Annotated in this window: 15 protein-coding genes; 8 read left to right on the forward strand and 7 right to left on the reverse strand. The window is 69.1% G+C overall.

The window, feature by feature from the left end:
* Positions 1–45: 45 nt before the first annotated feature.
* Both lpdA and AC4FS1_RS03890 read right to left on the reverse strand, forming a co-directional pair.
* On the reverse strand, positions 46–1,419 hold the full coding sequence (lpdA, locus tag AC4FS1_RS03885) for a dihydrolipoyl dehydrogenase (RefSeq protein WP_491152810.1): 1,374 nt from the start codon (positions 1,417–1,419) through the stop codon (positions 46–48).
* On the reverse strand, positions 1,416–2,885 hold the full coding sequence (locus tag AC4FS1_RS03890) for a leucyl aminopeptidase (protein WP_491152811.1): 1,470 nt from the start codon (positions 2,883–2,885) through the stop codon (positions 1,416–1,418). The genes lpdA and AC4FS1_RS03890 overlap by 4 nt, the downstream gene beginning before the upstream one ends.
* A gap of 84 nt (positions 2,886–2,969) precedes the next feature.
* Here AC4FS1_RS03890 and AC4FS1_RS03895 point away from each other — a divergent pair, with 84 nt between their 5' ends.
* From AC4FS1_RS03895 to AC4FS1_RS03905, 3 genes are all read left to right on the forward strand, one after another.
* Positions 2,970–3,914 carry a proteasome assembly chaperone family protein gene (locus AC4FS1_RS03895; protein ID WP_491152812.1) on the forward strand — a complete coding sequence of 315 codons (945 nt, stop codon included), beginning with the start codon at positions 2,970–2,972 and terminating at the stop codon, positions 3,912–3,914.
* A 215-nt stretch (positions 3,915–4,129) separates the two neighbouring features.
* A complete protein-coding gene (locus tag AC4FS1_RS03900; RefSeq protein WP_491152814.1) occupies positions 4,130–5,473 on the forward strand; it encodes an RNA polymerase sigma factor in 1,344 nt (447 codons plus the stop codon).
* A complete protein-coding gene (locus AC4FS1_RS03905; protein WP_491152816.1) occupies positions 5,470–6,168 on the forward strand; it encodes a coenzyme F420-0:L-glutamate ligase in 699 nt (232 codons plus the stop codon). Before AC4FS1_RS03900 ends, AC4FS1_RS03905 begins: the two co-directional genes overlap by 4 nt.
* Positions 6,169–6,519: 351 nt before the next feature.
* On the opposite strand, the gene AC4FS1_RS03910 is transcribed toward AC4FS1_RS03905, so the two are convergent.
* Positions 6,520–7,542: a sugar-transfer associated ATP-grasp domain-containing protein gene (locus AC4FS1_RS03910; protein ID WP_491152819.1), complete on the reverse strand. Its 1,023-nt coding sequence runs from the start codon at positions 7,540–7,542 to the stop codon at positions 6,520–6,522.
* Positions 7,543–7,587: 45 nt separating this feature from the next.
* Here AC4FS1_RS03910 and AC4FS1_RS03915 point away from each other — a divergent pair, with 45 nt between their 5' ends.
* Both AC4FS1_RS03915 and AC4FS1_RS03920 read left to right on the forward strand, forming a co-directional pair.
* On the forward strand, positions 7,588–8,241 hold the full coding sequence (locus AC4FS1_RS03915) for an alanine racemase C-terminal domain-containing protein (RefSeq protein WP_491152821.1): 654 nt from the start codon (positions 7,588–7,590) through the stop codon (positions 8,239–8,241).
* Positions 8,238–9,293 (forward strand): alanine racemase, encoded by a 1,056-nt coding sequence (locus AC4FS1_RS03920; protein ID WP_491152822.1) that lies wholly within the window; start codon positions 8,238–8,240, stop codon positions 9,291–9,293. Before AC4FS1_RS03915 ends, AC4FS1_RS03920 begins: the two co-directional genes overlap by 4 nt.
* Here AC4FS1_RS03920 and AC4FS1_RS03925 read toward each other — a convergent pair.
* On the reverse strand, positions 9,277–9,501 hold the full coding sequence (locus AC4FS1_RS03925; protein WP_491152824.1) for a DUF7455 domain-containing protein: 225 nt from the start codon (positions 9,499–9,501) through the stop codon (positions 9,277–9,279). The genes AC4FS1_RS03920 and AC4FS1_RS03925 overlap by 17 nt on opposite strands.
* Before the next feature lie 164 nt (positions 9,502–9,665).
* On the opposite strand from AC4FS1_RS03925, the gene AC4FS1_RS03930 reads away from it, so the two are divergent.
* Positions 9,666–11,738, forward strand: coding sequence for a DNA gyrase/topoisomerase IV subunit B (locus AC4FS1_RS03930; protein WP_491155636.1), 2,073 nt, complete (start codon positions 9,666–9,668; stop codon positions 11,736–11,738).
* 32 nt (positions 11,739–11,770) lie between these two features.
* On the opposite strand, the gene AC4FS1_RS03935 is transcribed toward AC4FS1_RS03930, so the two are convergent.
* Complete coding sequence (locus AC4FS1_RS03935; RefSeq protein WP_491152826.1) at positions 11,771–14,227, reverse strand: DNA gyrase/topoisomerase IV subunit A; 2,457 nt, start codon at positions 14,225–14,227, stop codon at positions 11,771–11,773.
* 84 nt (positions 14,228–14,311) lie between these two features.
* Here AC4FS1_RS03935 and AC4FS1_RS03940 point away from each other — a divergent pair, with 84 nt between their 5' ends.
* Complete coding sequence (locus AC4FS1_RS03940; RefSeq protein WP_491152828.1) at positions 14,312–15,439, forward strand: alkaline phosphatase family protein; 1,128 nt, start codon at positions 14,312–14,314, stop codon at positions 15,437–15,439.
* A 1,011-nt stretch (positions 15,440–16,450) separates the two neighbouring features.
* On the opposite strand, the gene sepH is transcribed toward AC4FS1_RS03940, so the two are convergent.
* On the reverse strand, positions 16,451–17,479 hold the full coding sequence (gene sepH / locus AC4FS1_RS03945) for a septation protein SepH (protein WP_491152830.1): 1,029 nt from the start codon (positions 17,477–17,479) through the stop codon (positions 16,451–16,453).
* Positions 17,480–17,698: 219 nt separating this feature from the next.
* Between sepH and AC4FS1_RS03950 the strand changes: the two genes are divergently transcribed.
* Complete coding sequence (locus AC4FS1_RS03950) at positions 17,699–17,992, forward strand: DUF4193 domain-containing protein (RefSeq protein ID WP_491152832.1); 294 nt, start codon at positions 17,699–17,701, stop codon at positions 17,990–17,992.
* Here AC4FS1_RS03950 and AC4FS1_RS03955 read toward each other — a convergent pair.
* The gene (locus AC4FS1_RS03955; protein ID WP_491152834.1) at positions 17,967–18,458 is read right to left on the reverse strand and encodes a DUF3093 domain-containing protein; all 492 of its coding nucleotides are present in this window, start codon (positions 18,456–18,458) and stop codon (positions 17,967–17,969) included. The genes AC4FS1_RS03950 and AC4FS1_RS03955 overlap by 26 nt on opposite strands.
* Between the last annotated feature and the right edge of the window lie 6 nt (positions 18,459–18,464).

The raw sequence follows: 18,464 nt of genomic DNA on the forward strand, positions 1-18,464 counted from the left end.
CTTCAAAGGCGGATTCGTATCTAGCTTAGTGACGCGCCGGGCAGCTCAGAGCGTGTGCAACGGCGAGCCCGCCAGGGAGAGGAACGCTTCACCGAGCGCCTCGCTCTGCGTGGGGTGCGCATGGATGTACGGAGCGACGTCTTCGGGATGCGCTTCCCACCCCACGACGAGCTGAGCCTCGGTGATGAGTTCACCCACGCGGTCGCCCACGAGATGGACCCCGACAACCGGGCCGTCCTTGAGGCGGACGACCTTCGCGATACCCGCCGTGCCGAGAATCTCGCTGCGGGCGTTGCCGGCCAGGTTGTACTCGGTGACAACGAGCGCGTCGGCACCGTGCTGTTCGGCGGCCTGGGCCTGCGTCCACCCGACGGAGGCGACCTCGGGGTGGGAGTAGGTGACTCGCGGGATGTGGTGTTCCGGAACACGCACGGGGGAGCGACCGGCGATCTCCTCCGCCACGAAGAAGCCCTGCTGGAACCCGCGATGGGCAAGCTGCAGGCCGGCGACGACGTCACCGACGGCCCAGACGTGTTCGGCGTCGGTGCGCAGGCGCTCGTCGGTGCGCACGAAACCGCGGTCGAGCAGCACGCCGGACTCCTCCAGCCCGAGTCCCGCAGTCGCGGGACCGCGCCCCACGGCGACCAGGAGGTAGTCGGCCTCGAGAGAGCTGCCGTCCTCGAGCTGCACCGTGACCGCGTCGGGGCTCTGTGAGGCAGAAGCGAACCGCGTGCCGAGGCGGAAGTCGATCCCGCGCTTGCGGTAGGCGCGTTCGAGCGTCTTGCTGGAGGCGACGTCCTCTGCGGGCACCAGATGATCCAGTGCTTCGATGATCGTGACCTCAGAGCCGAACGAACGCCAGACACTCGCGAACTCCACGCCGATGACGCCGCCGCCGAGGACGATCACGCGGGCGGGGATCGCGTCGAGTTCGAGAGCCTGTTCGCTGGTGATGATGCGACCGCCGATGTCGAGCCCCGGGAGCGTCCGGCTATACGAGCCGGTGGCGATGACGACATCCGCGCCGCGGTACAGGTCGTCGCCTACACGGACGGCGAGCCCCGCCTCGAGCCTGCCTTCCCCGGCGACGACAGTGATCCCGCGCGCGGAGAGCAGGCCTTCGAGGCCGCGGTACTTCTTGGAGACGATTCCTTCGCGGTAGGTCCGCACGGCCGCCGGGTCGATCCCCTCCAGGGTTGCGCGCACGCCGACAGAGGCGGCGGTGCGCGTGGCGTCGGCCACCTCCGCCGAGTGGAGCAGAGCCTTCGTCGGGATGCATCCGCGGTGCAGGCACGTGCCTCCCACCTTGTCCTTCTCCACGATGATCACCGAGGAGCCCAGTTCCGCGGCGCGGAGCGCCGCGGCGTAGCCCCCGCTGCCACCGCCGAGCACGACGAGGTCGGCCGTGTGCTCCGTCATGCTGCCGCCTCCGTGGCCAGAAGTTCGATGAGCGAGCGCACCGTCGCGCCGGTCACACCCTTGTCCGTGAAGCCATACGGCGCACCTTTGTTCATGCCGACGCCCGCGATGTCGAGGTGCACCCACGGGATGCGGGGAGCGTCCTCCGCGTCGGAAGTCTGCCCGACGAAACGCCGGAGGAACAGCCCCGCGAACAGCGAGCCGCCCGCCGGGTCGCCGATCTTCGCGTTCTGCAGATCGGCGATGGGGGAGTCCAGCTCATCGGCCATGTGGTCGGGGAGCGGCAGCGGCCAGGCCAGTTCGTCGACGCGGGACGCCGCATCCAGGTACCGGCTCACGGCCTCCTCGTCGCCCATCACGCCGGCGTGCCGGGTTCCCAGAGCCACGGTGATCGCGCCGGTCAGCGTGGCCACGTCGATGAGAAGGTCGGGGTGTTCCCGACTTGCGGCGGCGAGGCCGTCGGCGAGGACGACGCGTCCCTCCGCATCGGTGTTCAGCACCTCGACGGTCGTTCCGTCGAGCGTCCGCACGACATCGCCGGGGCGGGTGGCGCGGCCCGAGGGCATGTTGTCGGCGATGCACATCCACGCCGTGACGCGCACGGGAAGGCGGAGAGCCGCCGCCGCCCGCACCACCGCGAGCACCGTGGCGGCACCGCACATGTCGTACTTCATCCCGACCATCGACGCCGCCGGCTTCAACGACAGCCCACCGGTGTCGAAGGTGATCCCCTTACCGACCAGCGCGACCGAGCGCGTAGCGGTGTCGGGGGAGTACTCGAGGCGAACGAGCCGCGGCGGACGGTCCGATCCCTGGCCGACGCCGAGGATGCCGCCGTATCCCGCTTCCCGGAGCGCTTCCTCATCCAGAATCGTCACGTCGACGGGGAGACCCGCGACTGATTCCGCCGCCCGCTCAGCGAGATCGGCCGGCCCGAGCCACTCGGCGGGAGTGGTGACCAGATCCTTCACCAGTGCCACGGCGTCGCTGATCGCAGCGACGGCCTCGACCTCAGCATCATCCGGCGCCGTGGGAGTCACCACCACGACCTCTTCGGCCCGCGAGGGCGGAGCAGCGGTCTTGTATCCGGCGAATCGGTAACCGCCGAGAGCTGCGCCTTCCGCCAGGGCGCGCCACGCAGCATCCGGCGTCGAGGGCGCGCCGACGGCGACTCGGGCGAATCCGGTGAGCTGGCGGATGCCGGTTCCGGCTGCCGCCCGCAACCCAGAGGCCTGCGGGTCGGTGCCCGCTCCGGCCACCGCGATCGGCGTCGTCATCCCGGGAACGGCCACCCGCTGGAACGACCCCGCGCTCCCGGTGAAGCCCACCGCGCTGAGCGTCTCACGGAGACCTGGCCAGCCGGGTACCGCGGCATCCTCACCCGCCGCCGGCAGGACGAGAAGGATGGCATCGGCGGAGATCTCATCCAGGGGGGTGCTGCTGTGCGTCACGAGGGGAAACGGCATGCGCTCCATCCTAGGTTCGCGTGTTCGCTGTGAGCGGGAGGGGTCGCGGCTCCCCGAGGTCGGTTGCGCTCGTAGAGTTGAGGTATGCCTTATCCCGCGTCGCTGTTCGACCGTGCCGTCTCGGCGCCGCCGGTGCCGTCCGGGCTTCCGCTGGTCATCGCGCTGACAGGGTTCACCGACGCCGGCTCTGCCGTGTCCCGGCTGATCGATTACTTCCGCGATGACTTGCAGCCCTCCGCGCTGTACGTCTTCTCCAACGACGTGCTGCTCGATTACCGTGCCCGGCGCCCTGTCATCTCCTTCGACGAAGACCACCTGACCGGATATCACCCGCCGCGCCTGGAGCTCTCCCTCGCCCACGACGCCCTGGGCCAGCCCTTCGTCCTGCTGGCCGGCTACGAGCCGGACTTCGCATGGGATGCCTTCGTCGATGCCGTGCTGGAACTCAGCGCCGGTCTCCAGGTGTCATCGGTCACGTGGGTGCATGCCATCCCGATGCCCGTGCCCCACACCCGCCCCATCGGTACGACTGTCAGCGGCACGCGGACCGAGCTGGTCGAAGCCCATTCGGTGTGGCGACCGCACACCCGGGTTCCGGCGACCGTCGGCCACCTGCTGGAGTACCGCTTCGCCGAGGCAGGCGCGAAGGTGGCGGGTTTCGTCCTGCTCATCCCTCACTATCTCGGCGACACGGAGTATCCCGCCGCAGCTCTCGCGGGCATGGACAGCATCACCGTCGCGACCGGCTTGGTCTTCGACGGCGACGCCGTGCGCGAGGAGAACCGGGAGTACCTCGACAAGGTCCAGGAGCAGGTCACCGGCAGCGACGAACTCACCCGGATGCTCGAAGGCCTCGAGGAGCGCTACGACTCGTACATGGCGGGGATGGCCGGCTCCAACCAGGCGACGCCCATCATCCACACGGGAGACCTCCCGAGCGCGGATGAACTGGCGGCCGAACTCGAGCGCTTCCTCGCCACGCGTCCGAGCGGTGACGAGGACAAGCGCGGCGGGCCGAGTCTGGGCTGACGCGGGGGAATATCCACCCGTCGCCAGAGGTTATGACTGGTGTATTCTCTGCGCGCGTCAGCTGCTCGGAGAAGGTATGAGACAATAAAGGACCTGGCCCGTTGTCGATCCTCGGTGGGAGCATCCGCTCACCGCCGCGGACTTGACAAGGGTCTTAATAGTGTCCGAGAACGACCGGCGACCGTGTAACGCGCGCCACCGGTGAAAGGCGAAACGTGGCAGGCACGAACACCAAGACCCGCTCCCGCAGCGGCGAGGACACCGACATCGACACGGTCGACGAGACCGCCGCGGTGCCGTCGAAGAAGACGCCCGCGAAGAAGGCGGCCCCCAAGGCTGCTGCCAAGTCGAAGACGGCCAAGGGCAAGACCAAGGCTGACGAAGCCGACGTCGACGAAGAGATCGAAGACGTCGAACTGGACGCCGATATCGAAGTCGTCGAAGAAGACACGACCGACGTGACCGATGACGACGCGCCGGGGGCTGCCCCCGCAGCCAAGCCGGCCGCCGAAGGCGCTGCGGACGACGACGACGAAGAAGACGCCACCAAGCCGGCCTTCAGCGAACCGCTGCCGACCGGCGCGATCGTCATCTCGTCCAATGACGAGGATGACGTCCCGGTCTACTCCGCTCAGATCACCGGCGCCACCGCCGACCCCGTCAAGGACTACCTCAAGCAGATCGGTAAAGTTCCGCTGCTGAACGCGGCCGAAGAGGTCGAACTGGCGATGCGCATCGAGGCGGGACTGTTCGCCGAGGAGAAGCTGTCGCACATGTCGGCGGCGGAGAAGTCGGGCCAGCTCGGCCTCGACCTCCAGTGGGTGGCTCGTGACGGTCAGCGCGCGAAGTCGCATCTGCTCGGCGCGAACCTCCGCCTCGTCGTCTCCCTCGCCAAGCGCTACACGGGTCGTGGAATGCAGTTCCTCGACCTCATCCAGGAGGGCAACCTGGGCCTCATCCGCGCGGTCGAGAAGTTCGACTACACCAAGGGCTTCAAGTTCTCCACGTACGCCACCTGGTGGATCCGTCAGGCGATCACACGCGCGATGGCCGACCAGGCCCGCACCATCCGCATCCCGGTGCACATGGTCGAGGTCATCAACAAGCTCGCCCGCGTTCAGCGGCAGATGCTGCAGGACCTGGGCCGGGAGCCCACGCCCGAGGAGCTCAGCCGCGAGCTGGACATGACCCCCGAGAAGGTCATCGAGGTGCAGAAGTACGGGCGCGAGCCCATCTCGCTGCACACCCCGCTCGGCGAGGACGGCGACAGCGAGTTCGGTGACCTCATCGAAGACACCGAGGCGGTCGTTCCGGCGGATGCTGTCGGCTTCACGATGCTGCAGCGTCAGCTCGAGTCGCTCCTGGACTCCCTGTCGGAGCGTGAGGCGGGCGTGATCCGCATGCGCTTCGGCCTGGGCGACGGCCAGCCGAAGACGCTGGACCAGATCGGCGACACCTTCGGTGTGACGCGCGAGCGCATCCGCCAGATCGAGTCGAAGACGATGGCGAAGCTGCGCCACCCGAGCCGTTCGCAGTCGCTGCGGGATTACCTCGAGTGACCGGTGAGGCCAACGCCGGCAAGGCGTTGACGGTCACCGTCGATGGGGCGTCGTTCGCCCGCATCCCGATCCGTACGCGGGTTGTGATGCCGGGCGACGAGCTCGATCCGTTCATCCGCGAGTACGCCGCCGACGTCGTGCAGCCCGGCGATATCTTCTTCGTCACGGAGAAGATCGTCGCCATCACGCAGGGCCGGTCGTACCTCGTCGAAGACATCCATCCGCGGCGTCTGGCACTGTTCCTGTCGCGTTTCGTCGTTCGCACGCCCTACGGCATCGGCCTCGGCATGCCGGAGACGATGGAGATGGCGCTGCGCGAGTGCGGGGTACCCCGCATCCTGTTCGCTGCCGCGGTCTCGGCCGTGACGAAGGCTTTCGGCCGCAAGGGCGACTTCTACCGCATCGCGGGAGACAAGGCCCGCGCGATCGACGGCCCGACGAGCGGAACAATCCCGCCGTACAACAAGGCGGTCGTGCTGGGTCCGGACAAGCCACGCGAGGTCGCTCAGCATCTGAAGTCGCTGCTCGGCGGAGTGGCGGAGGTCGCCGTGGTCGACATCAACGACCTGGGTGGCAACATCCTCGGCTCGACGCTGGATAAGGCCGGTGAGCGCCGGCTGGTGGCGATTCTGAAGGACAACCCGCTCGGGCAGGGCCACGAGTCCACGCCGCTCGGCGTCGTCCGCCCCGCCTGACCCGTCGGTCTGCACCCGGACACGCCGCGCGCGGCCGTGACGCTTCGTCTCGCTGCGCTCGCTCAGCGCCCGGTGATCGCAATTCCCGGACCCTGAGCGAGGGAGCGCAGCGACCGAGACGAAGGGCCCCGCGCGGGCCCTGACGCTTCGTCTCGCTACGCTCGCTCAGCGCCCGGTGATCGCAATCCCCGGACCCTGAGCGAGGGAGCGCAGCGACCGAGACGAAGGGCCACTCCGCGCGGCCTTTGACGCTTCGTCTCGCTGCGCTCGCTCAGCGCCCGGTGATCGCAAGTTCCGGACCCTGAGCGAGGGAGCGCAGCGACCGAGACGAAGGGCCGCGCGTGGGTGGAGCTAGAAGCCGATGGCGGCGCGGTACCGCGGTTTGTGCCCGGTGCGGATGCCCGTGACGCTGGGCTTGTTCTCGTAAACGCCCGCACCCCAGTTGCCCTCGACAAGCACGGGGCCCTCAGGCGTCACCACGATGTCCCAGCCCACGTACTGCACCTGCGGCACGACACGGGCGACCCGGTCTACGAACGCGCGCACCTCGTCCATCATCGGCAGCTGGAAGTCCGCGATCCGGAACCCCGAATCAGGATGGTGCTCGTGCACATGGCCGTGCGAGTCGTAACCTGCGCCGACGGCGTGGCCGTTCTCGTCGAGCATCGTGTAGAAGCCGCCGAACGTCATCTGGTCGCTCACCGCGCCGCGGCCGAACTTCTGCGCCATCGCAAGGATGTGCGTCGTGGAACCGTCGAAGAACGCGGTGACCCGCGTGGTGTTGACCGTGCCGGGGCAGACGGCCGCGAGATCGGGATGCTGCACGATGAGCTGCTCGAGGAGGAGTTCACCGCGCTGCCGCAGGCCCGCGTGGAAGGCCGCCCAGTCGTCCACCTCTGCCGCGTGGTACCGGTGCACCCCGGTACCCGCCTGACCGACCGGCTCCTTGGTGACGATCGTGCCGTGGCGTTCGGCGAATGCCCGAACGGCATCGGCGTTGTCCTCCTCGACGACCATCCACTCGCGGTGGAGATGCTCGCTGAAGACACGGTCGAACGCGATCTTGTCCTGGAACAGGTGCCGGAAGTCCGGGTGGTCGTACTTCTGCGAGATCTGGTTCGACACCGGATGCGTCATGTACGTGCCGCGTTCGGCGCGAGAAAGGATCGCGAAGTCGTAGTCGATGTAGTCCTGGAACCCGACGTTACGGAATCCGGCTTGAAACAGCATGTCGGCCACGATCACCGGCATCCACTTCCCGTGCTGCTGCGAGGCCTCTCGCGCACGCTCGAAGACGGATCCGACATCGATCCGCCGCGCGCGGCCGATCAGGTAGCGGACGCGGGGCGCGAGGGCGAAGCCTCTTTCAGGCATGCGGTCTCCGGGGTCGGGGGACGGGACGCGGATAGTCTATTGGGCGTGACTGCGCCGGACCTCGGAACCCCCCGGCCTGCGCCGAAAGGCTCCGGGCCGGTGGCCCGCCTGTCCGCTTCCGCTCTGCGACACAACATCCCGCTGGCCCTGTCGCGGCGCGCGGGACGAGTGGCGGCGCTGTACGCCGACGCGTGGGGCCACGGAGCCACGTGGGTGACGGATGTGCTCGCCGCCGCAGGCGTCGACGAGGCGGCGGTCGAGGCCGAGACGCTCTTCGGGCTGCCCGGAGGGGACTCGGACGCGCGCCCCGTACTGACCCTCGTCGGCCGGGTGCTCTCCACCAAGCACCTGCGTGCGGGCGAAGGCGTCTCGTACGGGTACGCCCACCGCGCCCCCGAAGACACCCGTGTGGCCCTCGTCGCCGGGGGGTATGCGCAGGGGGTCGTGCGGATGCTGGGCAACCGGGTCGCGGTGCGGATCGGCGGGACGCTTCATCCGCTGGTCGGACGTGTGGCGATGGACGTCTGCGTGGTGGACATCACCGAACACGCCGTATCACGCGGTGACGAAGTCGTGTTCTTCGGCGACCCGCGCGAGGACGCGCCCCCGCTGGCCGAGTGGGTCCGGGCGACGGGATGGACCGCGGGAGAGATCGTCGCGACCACCGGACTCCGCGCCGCCCGGGAGGTGGGCCCGTGAGCGCCCGGTTGGTGGTCGACCTGGACGCCTTTGCGAGCAATCTGCGGGTCATCCGGCAGCAGATCGCACCAGCGCACCACATGCTGGTCGTCAAGGATGACGCATACGGGCACGGGCTCCGCCCGATCGTGCACCGCGCCCACGCGGAAGGCATCCGATGGTTCGGTGCGTTCGACACCGCCACCGGACTCGCGGTTCGCGAAGAGCTCGGCCCGGACGTCCGGATCTTCGTCTGGATGATCAGTTCCGAGGAAGATCTGCAGACAGCCGTGGAAGCGGACCTCGACCTCGGGGTCGGGGATGACCTGTTGCTCGAGGATGTCGCGGCACGGGGACCGGCACCCGCCGGGTCGCGGCCCCGCGTGCACCTGAAGATCGACACCGGGCTGCATCGCAACGGCATCCGTCCCGAGCAGTGGCCGGACGCGGTCGCCCGCGCTGCCGAGCTGGAGCGAGCGGGCATCCTGGGTGTCGAGGGGGTGTGGAGCCACATCGCCGAGGCGTCGGACGCGGAGGACGACGCAGCGCGCGCACTGTTCCTCCAGGCCCAGGAAACAGCAGTCGCCGCCGGGCTGACACCGCGGTTCGCGCACCTCGCGGCCAGCGCTGCCGGCTTCGCGCGCCCGGAGTTCCGGGAGGACCTCGTCCGGATCGGGGCGTTCGCGTATGGCATCCGTGCCGCCGGCGGCCCGGACGAGGAAGCCCTCGGCATCAGGCCGATCGCTTCGCTTCGAGCCGAAGTCATCGAGACGGACGGCGTCCGCGCTCACGTGGGGGTCGGAAACCTCGATGGGATTCCCTCACCCTTGGGCGGGATGCTCAGTATCCGTACGCCCGGCGGTGTCCGGCGCGTGATTTCCGTACTGCCGGATCGGCTGGTGGTGGAAGGGTGGGACGGCATGCGCCCCGGCGATGAGGTGATCGTGCTGGGCGCGGATTCGCCGCATCCGTTCACGGATGCTGCCGAGCGCATCGCGACGATCGGCGAGGAGATCGCGTTGCGGATCTCCCCGACGATCGAGCGGATCTATCGGTTCAGACCGACTCGCTGAGGCGCGCGGTCTCGTCGTGCCACGAGGAAGCGATGCTGCGCAGCTTCTCCTCGTACTTGCGGCCGTGGTGCGCGCAGAAGAGCAGCTCGCTGCCATTCACCTCTGCGGCGATGTATGCCTGCGCCCCGCACGAGTCACACCGATCAGCGGCGGTGAGACGGTACTCCAGGACGGCAGCGTTGTCGGTCGGTGTCGAAAGCGTGTTCATCTCGGTACCCTCCTCCGGTGCTCGCGGTGCTTCGGTCATCACATACAACCACGGGGGTTCTGGGTGCATGCCCGCCTGTCCCCCCATTTCGCTGAGCGCGTACGGCGGCCCACGGGCGCCGTGTGTCTGCGTCCCAGTGGGGGCGGCCCCCGTTATCGTGGGAGATTGTGACCTCCGAGTATTCCGCCCACCACCTTCAGGTGCTCGAAGGGCTCGAAGCGGTCCGCAAGCGCCCGGGGATGTACATCGGTTCCACCGACTCCCGGGGTCTCATGCACTGCCTGTGGGAGATCATCGACAACTCCGTCGATGAGGCCCTCGGCGGACACGGCAATCGCATCGACATCCTCCTGCACGCCGACGGCAGCGTCGAGGTACGGGACCGCGCGCGCGGCATCCCGGTGGACATCGAACCTCGTACCGGCCTGCCCGGCGTCGAGGTGGTCTTCACGAAACTGCACGCCGGCGGCAAGTTCGGCGGCGGCTCGTACGCCGCATCGGGCGGTCTGCACGGTGTCGGCGCATCCGTCGTCAACGCCCTGTCCGAACGCCTCGACGTCGAAGTGGACCGTGGCGGCAAGACGTACGCCATGTCGTTCCACCGCGGTGAGCCGGGCGTGTTCTCCGGTCCCACGCCGGATTCCACCTTCACCCCGTTCGAGAAGAGCAGCGAACTGCGGGTCGTGGGCAAAGCGCCCAAAGGCGTGACCGGCACGCGCATCCGGTACTGGGCCGACCGGCAGATCTTCACGAAAGACGCCGCGTTCGGACTGAACGAGCTCGAGCAGCGCGTTCGTCAGACGGCCTTCCTCGTCCCCGGACTCGAGATGGTGGTCCGGGATGAGCGTGGCGCCGAGCCCGTCGAAACGGCCTACCGCTTCGACGGGGGTATCTCCGAATTCGCCGACTACCTCGCGCCCGACAGCGGCGTGACGGACACGTGGCGCCTCACCGGCTCCGGCACGTTCACGGAGACCGTGCCCGTCCTGCAGGCAGCCGGGGCGATGGTGCCGACAGAGGTCGAGCGCACGTGCGAGGTCGACGTCGCGCTGCGGTGGGGGACGGGCTACGACACGGTGATGCGCTCCTTCGTCAACATCATCGCCACCCCCAAGGGCGGCACGCACCAGCAGGGGTTCGAGCAGGGCCTCATGAAGACGCTCCGCAGCCAGGTCGAGCAGAACTCGCGTCGGCTCAAGGTCGGAAACGACAAGCTCGAGAAGGACGACATCCTCGCCGGACTCACCGCGGTGCTGAACGTGCGACTGCCCGAACCGCAGTTCGAGGGGCAGACCAAGGAGATCCTGGGTACGCCCGCCGTCCGGCAGATCGTGTCGTCCGTGGTCACCAAAGAACTGGCGGCCCGCTTCGCGTCGGCCAAGCGTGACGATAAGGCGCAGACCGCCCTCCTGCTGGACAAGGTCGTCTCCGAGATGAAGTCGCGCATCTCCGCGCGCACGCACAAGGAAACCCAGCGCCGGAAGAACGCGCTGGAGTCGTCGTCGCTCCCGGCGAAGCTGGTCGACTGCAGGTCCAACGACGTCAGCGATTCCGAACTCTTCATCGTCGAGGGTGATTCGGCGCTGGGGACGGCGAAGCTGGCGCGCAGCAGCGAATACCAGGCACTTCTGCCGATCCGAGGCAAGATCCTCAACGTGCAGAAGGCGTCGGTCAGCGACATGCTCTCCAACGCCGAGTGCGCCTCGATCATCCAAGTGATCGGCGCCGGATCAGGTCGTTCGTTCGACCTCGAAGCCGCCCGGTACGGCAAGGTGATCTTGATGAGCGACGCGGACGTGGATGGCGCGCACATCCGCACCCTCCTCCTGACCCTCTTCTTCCGCTACATGCGGCCGCTGGTCGAAGCGGGCCGCGTCTACGCGGCGGTCCCGCCGCTGCACCGGGTCGTGGTCATGAACCCGGGCACCAAGCCGAACGAGACGATCTACACCTACAGCGAGCCGGAGCTGCACGCGTTGCTGACGAAGCTCACCAAGGCGGGCAAGCGCTGGCAGGAGCCCGTGCAGCGCTACAAGGGCCTCGGCGAGATGGATGCGGACCAGCTGGCCACGACGACCATGGATCGCGCCGGCCGCACGCTGCGCCGCGTCCGCGTCCAGGACGCCGAGGTGGCCGCGAGCGTCTTCGAACTGCTCATGGGCAACGACGTGGCGCCGCGCCGCGAGTTCATCGTGGACGCCAGCGACCGTCTCGCGCGCGAGCGCATCGACGCCTGACCGGCCGCATCCTTCGCCCCCACACTGCCAGGTCAGCGGACGGTGGTGCCCAGCGCGCCGATGATGCCGTCGACCGGCGTGCCTGACGCGTCGCGCTTCGCCCCCGAGGGTGGAAGCTGTCGCACGCCGCCGTCCGTGCCCACCGCACGGGGGTCGGAGCCGACCCAGCCCAGGGTGAGCCCGTCTTCGCCCTTGAGGAGCCGCTGTGCGCGCACACCGCCGGTGCCCCGACCCTTCGCCGGGTACTCCGTGAACGCCGACACCTTCGCGCTTCCCGCATCCATACCGGGAATCGCCGTGCTGGAGCCGGCGACGGTCACGACGACGGCGTCGAAGGCGGATGCGCCGACCGCGGAGAACCCGATCGCCTCAACCCCGTCGGCCAGGCGGATGCCGGCCATGCCGCCTGCTGCGCGCCCCTGGGGTCGCACAGAGGACGCGTCGAAGCGCAGCAGTTGTGCGTCGGCGGCGATGAAGACGAGCTCGGCGCCGTCGCTGGCGGGAGCGGCACCGATCACGCGGTCGCCGTCCCGCAGAGCGATGATGGAGACGTCGTGCTTACCCGCCGGCAACTCGGTCGCGGCCACCCGCTTGACGACACCGTGCGCGGTTCCGAGAGCGATCGGCGGATCGGCCACCAGGGGCACGACGGCCACCACGTGCTCGCCCCCGGAGAGGCCCAGATACTGATCCGCACGCGTGCCCGCGGCCAGCTGCACCGCGTTCCCCGGAACCGAGGGCAGGTCGACGGGGGAGAAGCGGATGAGTCGGCCCGCGCTGGTCACGGCACCGACGTCCCCGCGCGTGGTGGTGTCCACGGCTGAGCGGATCGCGTCGTGCTTCGATCGGCGCGCCGGTGTCACGATGCCCTCGTTCGGAGCATCCGGTGCGCGCTCGGCACGCACCATCCGCCCGGTCGCCGACAGGAATACGCGGCATGGCGCGTCAGCGATCTGGAGATCGGCGGCGGCAGCGCCGCGGGCCGCGCGGGGCGTGACCGGTCCGCCGTTCAGCAGCATTGTCCGCCGCGGCGTGCCGAGGGCATCCGATGTCGCCTCGAGTTCGCGGGCCACTTGCGCACGCAACAGCGCCGGGTCGCTCAGGAGCTCCACGAGCGCGGCGATCTCCGCCTGCAGTGCATCGCGCTCGGCCTCGAGCTCGATCCGCGAGAACTTGGTCAAGCGGCGCAGGCGCAGCTCGAGGATGTATTCGGCCTGCGGCTGACTGAGGTCGAACACGTCCATCAGCCGTCCACGCGCCTGCTCGCCGTCGTCCGACGCACGAATGACCTGGATGACCTCGTCGATATCGAGGATCGCGATGAGCAAGCCCTCGACGAGGTGCAGGCGCTCACGCCGACGGGCGAGACGGTACTCGCTGCGGCGCGTGACGACGCGGATGCGGTGGTCAAGATAGACCTGCAGCAGCTCTCGCAGCCCGAGCGTCTGGGGCTGACCGTCGACGAGTGCGACGTTGTTGATGCCGAACGAATCCTCCATCGGCGTGAGGCGGTACAGCTGGTCCAGCACGGCGTTCGGATCGAACCCGGTCTTGATCCCGATGACAAGACGCAGGCCGTGGGTGCGGTCGGTGAGGTCGGTGACGTCGGCGATGCCGGTGAGCTTCTTACTCGTCACGGCGTCTTTGATCTTCTCGATCACGCGCTCCGGTCCGACGAGGTACGGCAGCTCGGTCACGACCAGTCCGGTGCGGCGCGGTCCGAGCGGCTCGACCGAGACCTTCGCCCGCGTCCGGAAGGAGCCGCGCCCCGTGGCGTACGCGTCGCGGATTCCGTCGAGTCCGACGATGATGCCGCCGGAGGGCAGATCCGGCCCGGGAACGAACTCCATGAGTTCTTCGAGGGTGGCCTCCGGGTTCGCCAGCAGGTGCACGGCGGCTGCCACCACCTCGATGAGGTTGTGCGGCGCCATGTTCGTGGCCATACCGACCGCGATGCCGGATGCCCCGTTGACGAGCAGGTTGGGGAAGGCGGCCGGCAGCACCTCCGGCTGCTGGAACTGCCCGTCGTAGTTCGGGATGAAGTCGACGACATCCTCATCGAGGTCGGCCGTCAGGGCGAGGGCAGGAGGCGCCAGTCGCGCCTCGGTGTAGCGCGGAGCCGCAGGACCATCGTCCAGCGACCCGAAGTTGCCGTGTCCATCCACGAGAGGCACGCGGAGCGAGAACGCCTGGGCCAGGCGAACGAGGGCGTCGTAGATCGGCGCGTCGCCGTGCGGATGCAGCTTTCCCATGACCTCGCCCACGACGCGGGCGCTCTTGACGTGGCCTCGGTCGGGCCGCAGACCCATCTCGGCCATCTGGTACAGGATGCGTCGCTGCACCGGCTTCAACCCGTCGCGGGCGTCGGGGAGCGCGCGCGAGTAGATGACCGAGTAGGCGTACTCGAGGAACGAGCCCTGCATCTCGGCGGAGAGGTCGACGTCTTCGATGCGTTCTTCGACGGCAGGGGAGGGGCGGGAAGAGGGCATGTCCGTTCGGCCTCGGGTCGGCGGTGTCGATCGCGGCGGTTGCGCCTCGACCAGGGGCCGTTCGCCTGTGCGAGACTGACCCGGATGTCTCTCAGCCTACCGGCGTACCCGCCACGCGCCCGGAGCCTCACCGGCGTGCTGGCCGACGCGCTCGCCGCGGTCGCAGGCACCCCCGGTGCGTTTCCCCCCGCCCGCAGCGCGATCGTTTTCGTCCTCGACGGCCTGGGCGCGCACAACCTCGCCGCTCGGCGCGGGCACGCCCGGTTCGTCTCCTCGCTGAGCTCGCGATCCGCCGTCGCCCGCACCGTCTTCCCGTCCACGACGGCGGCCGCGCTGACCAGCCTGCTCACCGCCACCGACCCCGGTGTGCACGGCATCGTCGGTTACCGCGTGCGCATCCCCGGCACGGACTCCGCGCCGAACCAGTTGCACGGATGGGAGACCCATGGCCTGGACCCCCGCACCTGGCAGCGTTCGCAACCGATCCTCGAGAGCGAAGCGAACGCGGGTCGCCCGACCTTCGTCGTGTCCCGCCCCGAGTACCGCGGAACGGGTTTCACCGAGGCGACACTCCGCGGAGCGGAGATCGTGGGAGTCGAGGATCTCGTCGGGCGCGTCGAGGCGGCCGCCCGCCTCGCGGCGGAGCATCCCGGGTCGGTGACCTACCTCTACGCCCCCGACCTCGACGGCGTCGGGCACCGGCACGGCTGGGAGTCCGATCAATGGTCCTCCGCCTTGGAACGGGTGGACGCTGCGGCTCAACACTTTGCGGAGGTCCTGGATCCGACGACGGGCGCGCTGATCACGGCCGACCACGGCATGGTCGACGTGCCGGCGCACCGCCGGCTGCTGTTCGGGGCGGACTCACAGCTGTGGGACGGGGTCGCGGTCGTTGGCGGTGAGCCTCGGATGCTGCACCTCTATGCCGAGGACGGCCGGGCTGCCGACGTGCATGCCGCCTGGCACGCCGCCGAATCGGGCCGGGCGTGGGTGCTCGCCCGGGATGAGGCGATCGACGCGGGCTTGTTCGGCCCGGTCGACCCCGCGGTTCGTGAACGCATCGGCGACGTCCTGGTGGCGGCCCGCGCCGGCGTGGCGTACTACGACGACCGCGAAGCCGACAAGGCTTCGCAGCGGATGGTCGGGCAGCACGGATCGCTCACCATCGAGGAACGGATGGTGCCGTTGCTCCGCCTCGGCGCCTTCGCCTGACGGTACTGCTTCGGCTCGCGCGGCGCCGGCTCCGCGTTCTCTGGTGGCGCTGAAGGCGCGTCGGGCGAGCCGCCACCTCGGGTAGTTCCGGAGGGGATGTGCATCCGGGAGGGCGCACCCCAGGATTCTCTCCTCCCGAAGCGCCATCTCCCCCCGAAGCGCCATCTCCCCCCGAAACGCCCGCCGACCCCGGAGCCTGGGCGGTTAGGGAGGGGATGTGCACCCGGGAGGGCGCATCCCAGGATTTCTTTCCTCCCGAAGCGCCATCTCCTCCCGAGGTGCGCGCCGTTCCCACCCATGCGCCTGGGTGCGTCACAGTGCCTTCGCCCCACCCCGCAGCCTGGGTGGGCCCCTGCCGCTGCTGCACCCGCCAGCCTTTTGGCTCTACGCCTGGGCGGTTCGGGAGGGGATGTGCACTCGGGAGGGCGGATCCGGGATTCTCTCCTCCCCAAGCGCCACCTCCACCCGAAGCGCACGCCACACCCCGCAGCCTGGGCATTTCGGGAGGGGAAATGCACCCGGGAGGGCCGATCCGAGGAATTCTCTCCTCCGCAAGCGTCATCTCCTCCCGAAGAGCACGCCGTAGCCCGCCGCCCGGGCCGTTCGGGAGGGGATGTGCACCCGGGAGGGCGCATCCGAGGATTCTCTCCTCCCCAAGCGCCATCTCCTCCCGGAGCGCACGCCGAACCCCGCCGCCCGTACCCCGCCGCCCGGGCCGTTCGGGAGGGGATGTGCACCCAGGAGGGCGGATCCGGGGATTCTCTCCTCCCGACGCGCCATCTCCTCCCGGAGCGCACGCGGCACTCACACGGCGGAAGAATCCGCCCGCACGCGGCGGGCGCCTCCCGCTCACCGAACCCGCGGAGCCCGGGCCCGGCCCCACCGAACCCGCAGAGCCCGAGCCCGGCCCCACCGAACCCGCGGAGCACGAGCCCGGACCCACAAACCCGCGTCACCGCCGAACCCCCCGAACCCGGCTACGCGGGTCAGCTCACCCGCGTCGGAGGTGCGTCAGCTCTCGTCGCCGCGAGCGCCGAAGACGATCTCATCCCACGACGGCATCGACGAGCGTCCCTTGCGTCGCCCGCCAGCGTCGGATGATGGCGTGCTTCGCGACGGATCAGCGTCCTGGCCGGTGGTGGGGGAGTCGTCGTATCCGGGCTCCAGCGCGTCGAACAGCGCCACCGGCGCCGCCGAGTGTCGCGCCTCGGCCTCCGCACCCGTGCCGGGGAGGGGCTCCCGCTGGCCGCGACGGCGCCGCAACGCCTCGAGAAGGTCAGCGGTCTCCGTCGATGTCACAGGAATCTCCGGCGCCCGCTTGATCGCCGCATCCTGAGCGGACGGTCCCGCAAAAGGCGAGTCGGGGATCGGCTCGGTGTCGTTCTCCATGCGTCGCGGACCGAATGCTCCACTGTCGAAGCGCGAGTCGTCCTTGGCCGCCGGCACGTCCAGCGCGCGCAGACGCGGGATGAGGCCCTCCGGAAGGGATCCCTGCCGCGACAGCTGGATCGCATCGGCGTTCTGCGGCGACAGCGTGCTGCGCCGCGGATCGTAGCCCCACCGCGCATCGTGATCGATGGCGCTCGCTGTGAACTCGAGCTTGACGATCCAGCCGGTCGATTCCTTCCAGCTGCTCCACCGCTCACCCGTGGCGTGGGCCTCGGCAAGTTTGGCGCGCACCGCTGCGCCGAAGGTGACGTGCTCGTGCTCCAGCTCACCACCGAGCAGCACGGGCACGGCGAGAGCCTGCCCGACGATGTGCTCGCGCTCGGCGAGGACAGGATGCTCGAACTTCACCACGTCCTCGAGGCGGGCGCCCATCAGCACGGCGACTTCCTGCGCCGAGAGGCCGGCACGGATGTGCGCCTGCACTTCCCGGGGGCTCGGGCGCGGCCCGCGTTCCTCGGTGCTGCGTTCGCGACGGGCGCGGCGCATTTCGCCGCGCAGCACTTCATCGACAGCGAGAGTGAACCTCTCGCCGGAGTCGGTCGCCAGGACCAGGAGATTTTCCTCGGTGCCGATGACTTTGAGCTGTTCCATGCGAAACACCCCTTCGATCTGCGGTCAGCGCCCATGCTGACACAGGCCCCGCTCACCACCGGGAATATCGCGGGCGCGCCGCGCGTTTTGCCGATATCCCGAACCACACAGGCGATGTCGTCGCGCGTGTATTTGCGAAACGACGGTCGGTCATGCAAACTATGGCCGCCCGCTCGGGCGACGCACCCCCTGTTTATTTGAAAGAAGAGACGTTCACGCATGGCCACCGATTACGACGCCCCCCGCAAGACCGAGGACGACAGCGAGTCGATCGAGGCCCTGAAGGAGCGCGTGCCGGACAAGACCTCTGGTGCAATCGACGTCGAGGACGCCGACAACCCCTCGGGCTTCGAACTGCCCGGCGCCGACCTTTCCGACCTGGAACTCGACGTCGTTGTGCTCCCCCCGCAAGAGGACGAGTTCACCTGTTCCAACTGCTTCCTCGTGAAGCACCGCTCACAGCTCGACCACGAGACCGGCTCCGGCCCTATCTGCCGGGAATGCGCGGCTTGACCTGAGCGCGGCGGATCGCCGCCGCCAACCGATCCGGCGTGCGCGTGGAAATCACCCACGCCGGAGTCGGGTCGTCCGGGTCGGTCACGGGAATCGTGACCACCCCGTCGATCCCACCGCGAATCAGCATCCATGACCGGCCATCGATGCCGGCGCCGCGCGCCATCCGCGCCTCGTCGCCGGTCACCGGAACCGGGTCGCCCAGCAGACGCGCGTCGATGTGCGCCGCTCCCGCGTGCAGCACGCCGTCACGCACCTCCAACACGGGGGCGAGGGCGACGAGAGCGGCAACCACCCCCACACCCACGACTGCGCCGGCGATGAGCGCGATCGTGCGATCGATCGGGGCGAACACGAGCGCCGCCATCGGACCGCACACGGCGGCAGCGACCAGCGCCCACAGAGACGGGCTCAGCCGCTCCCGATAGGTGATTGCCTCGCGGATGCTGCACCTTCCCATCTGCATTACCCT

The sequence above is a fragment of the Microbacterium sp. Z12_35 genome (assembly GCF_058310475.1).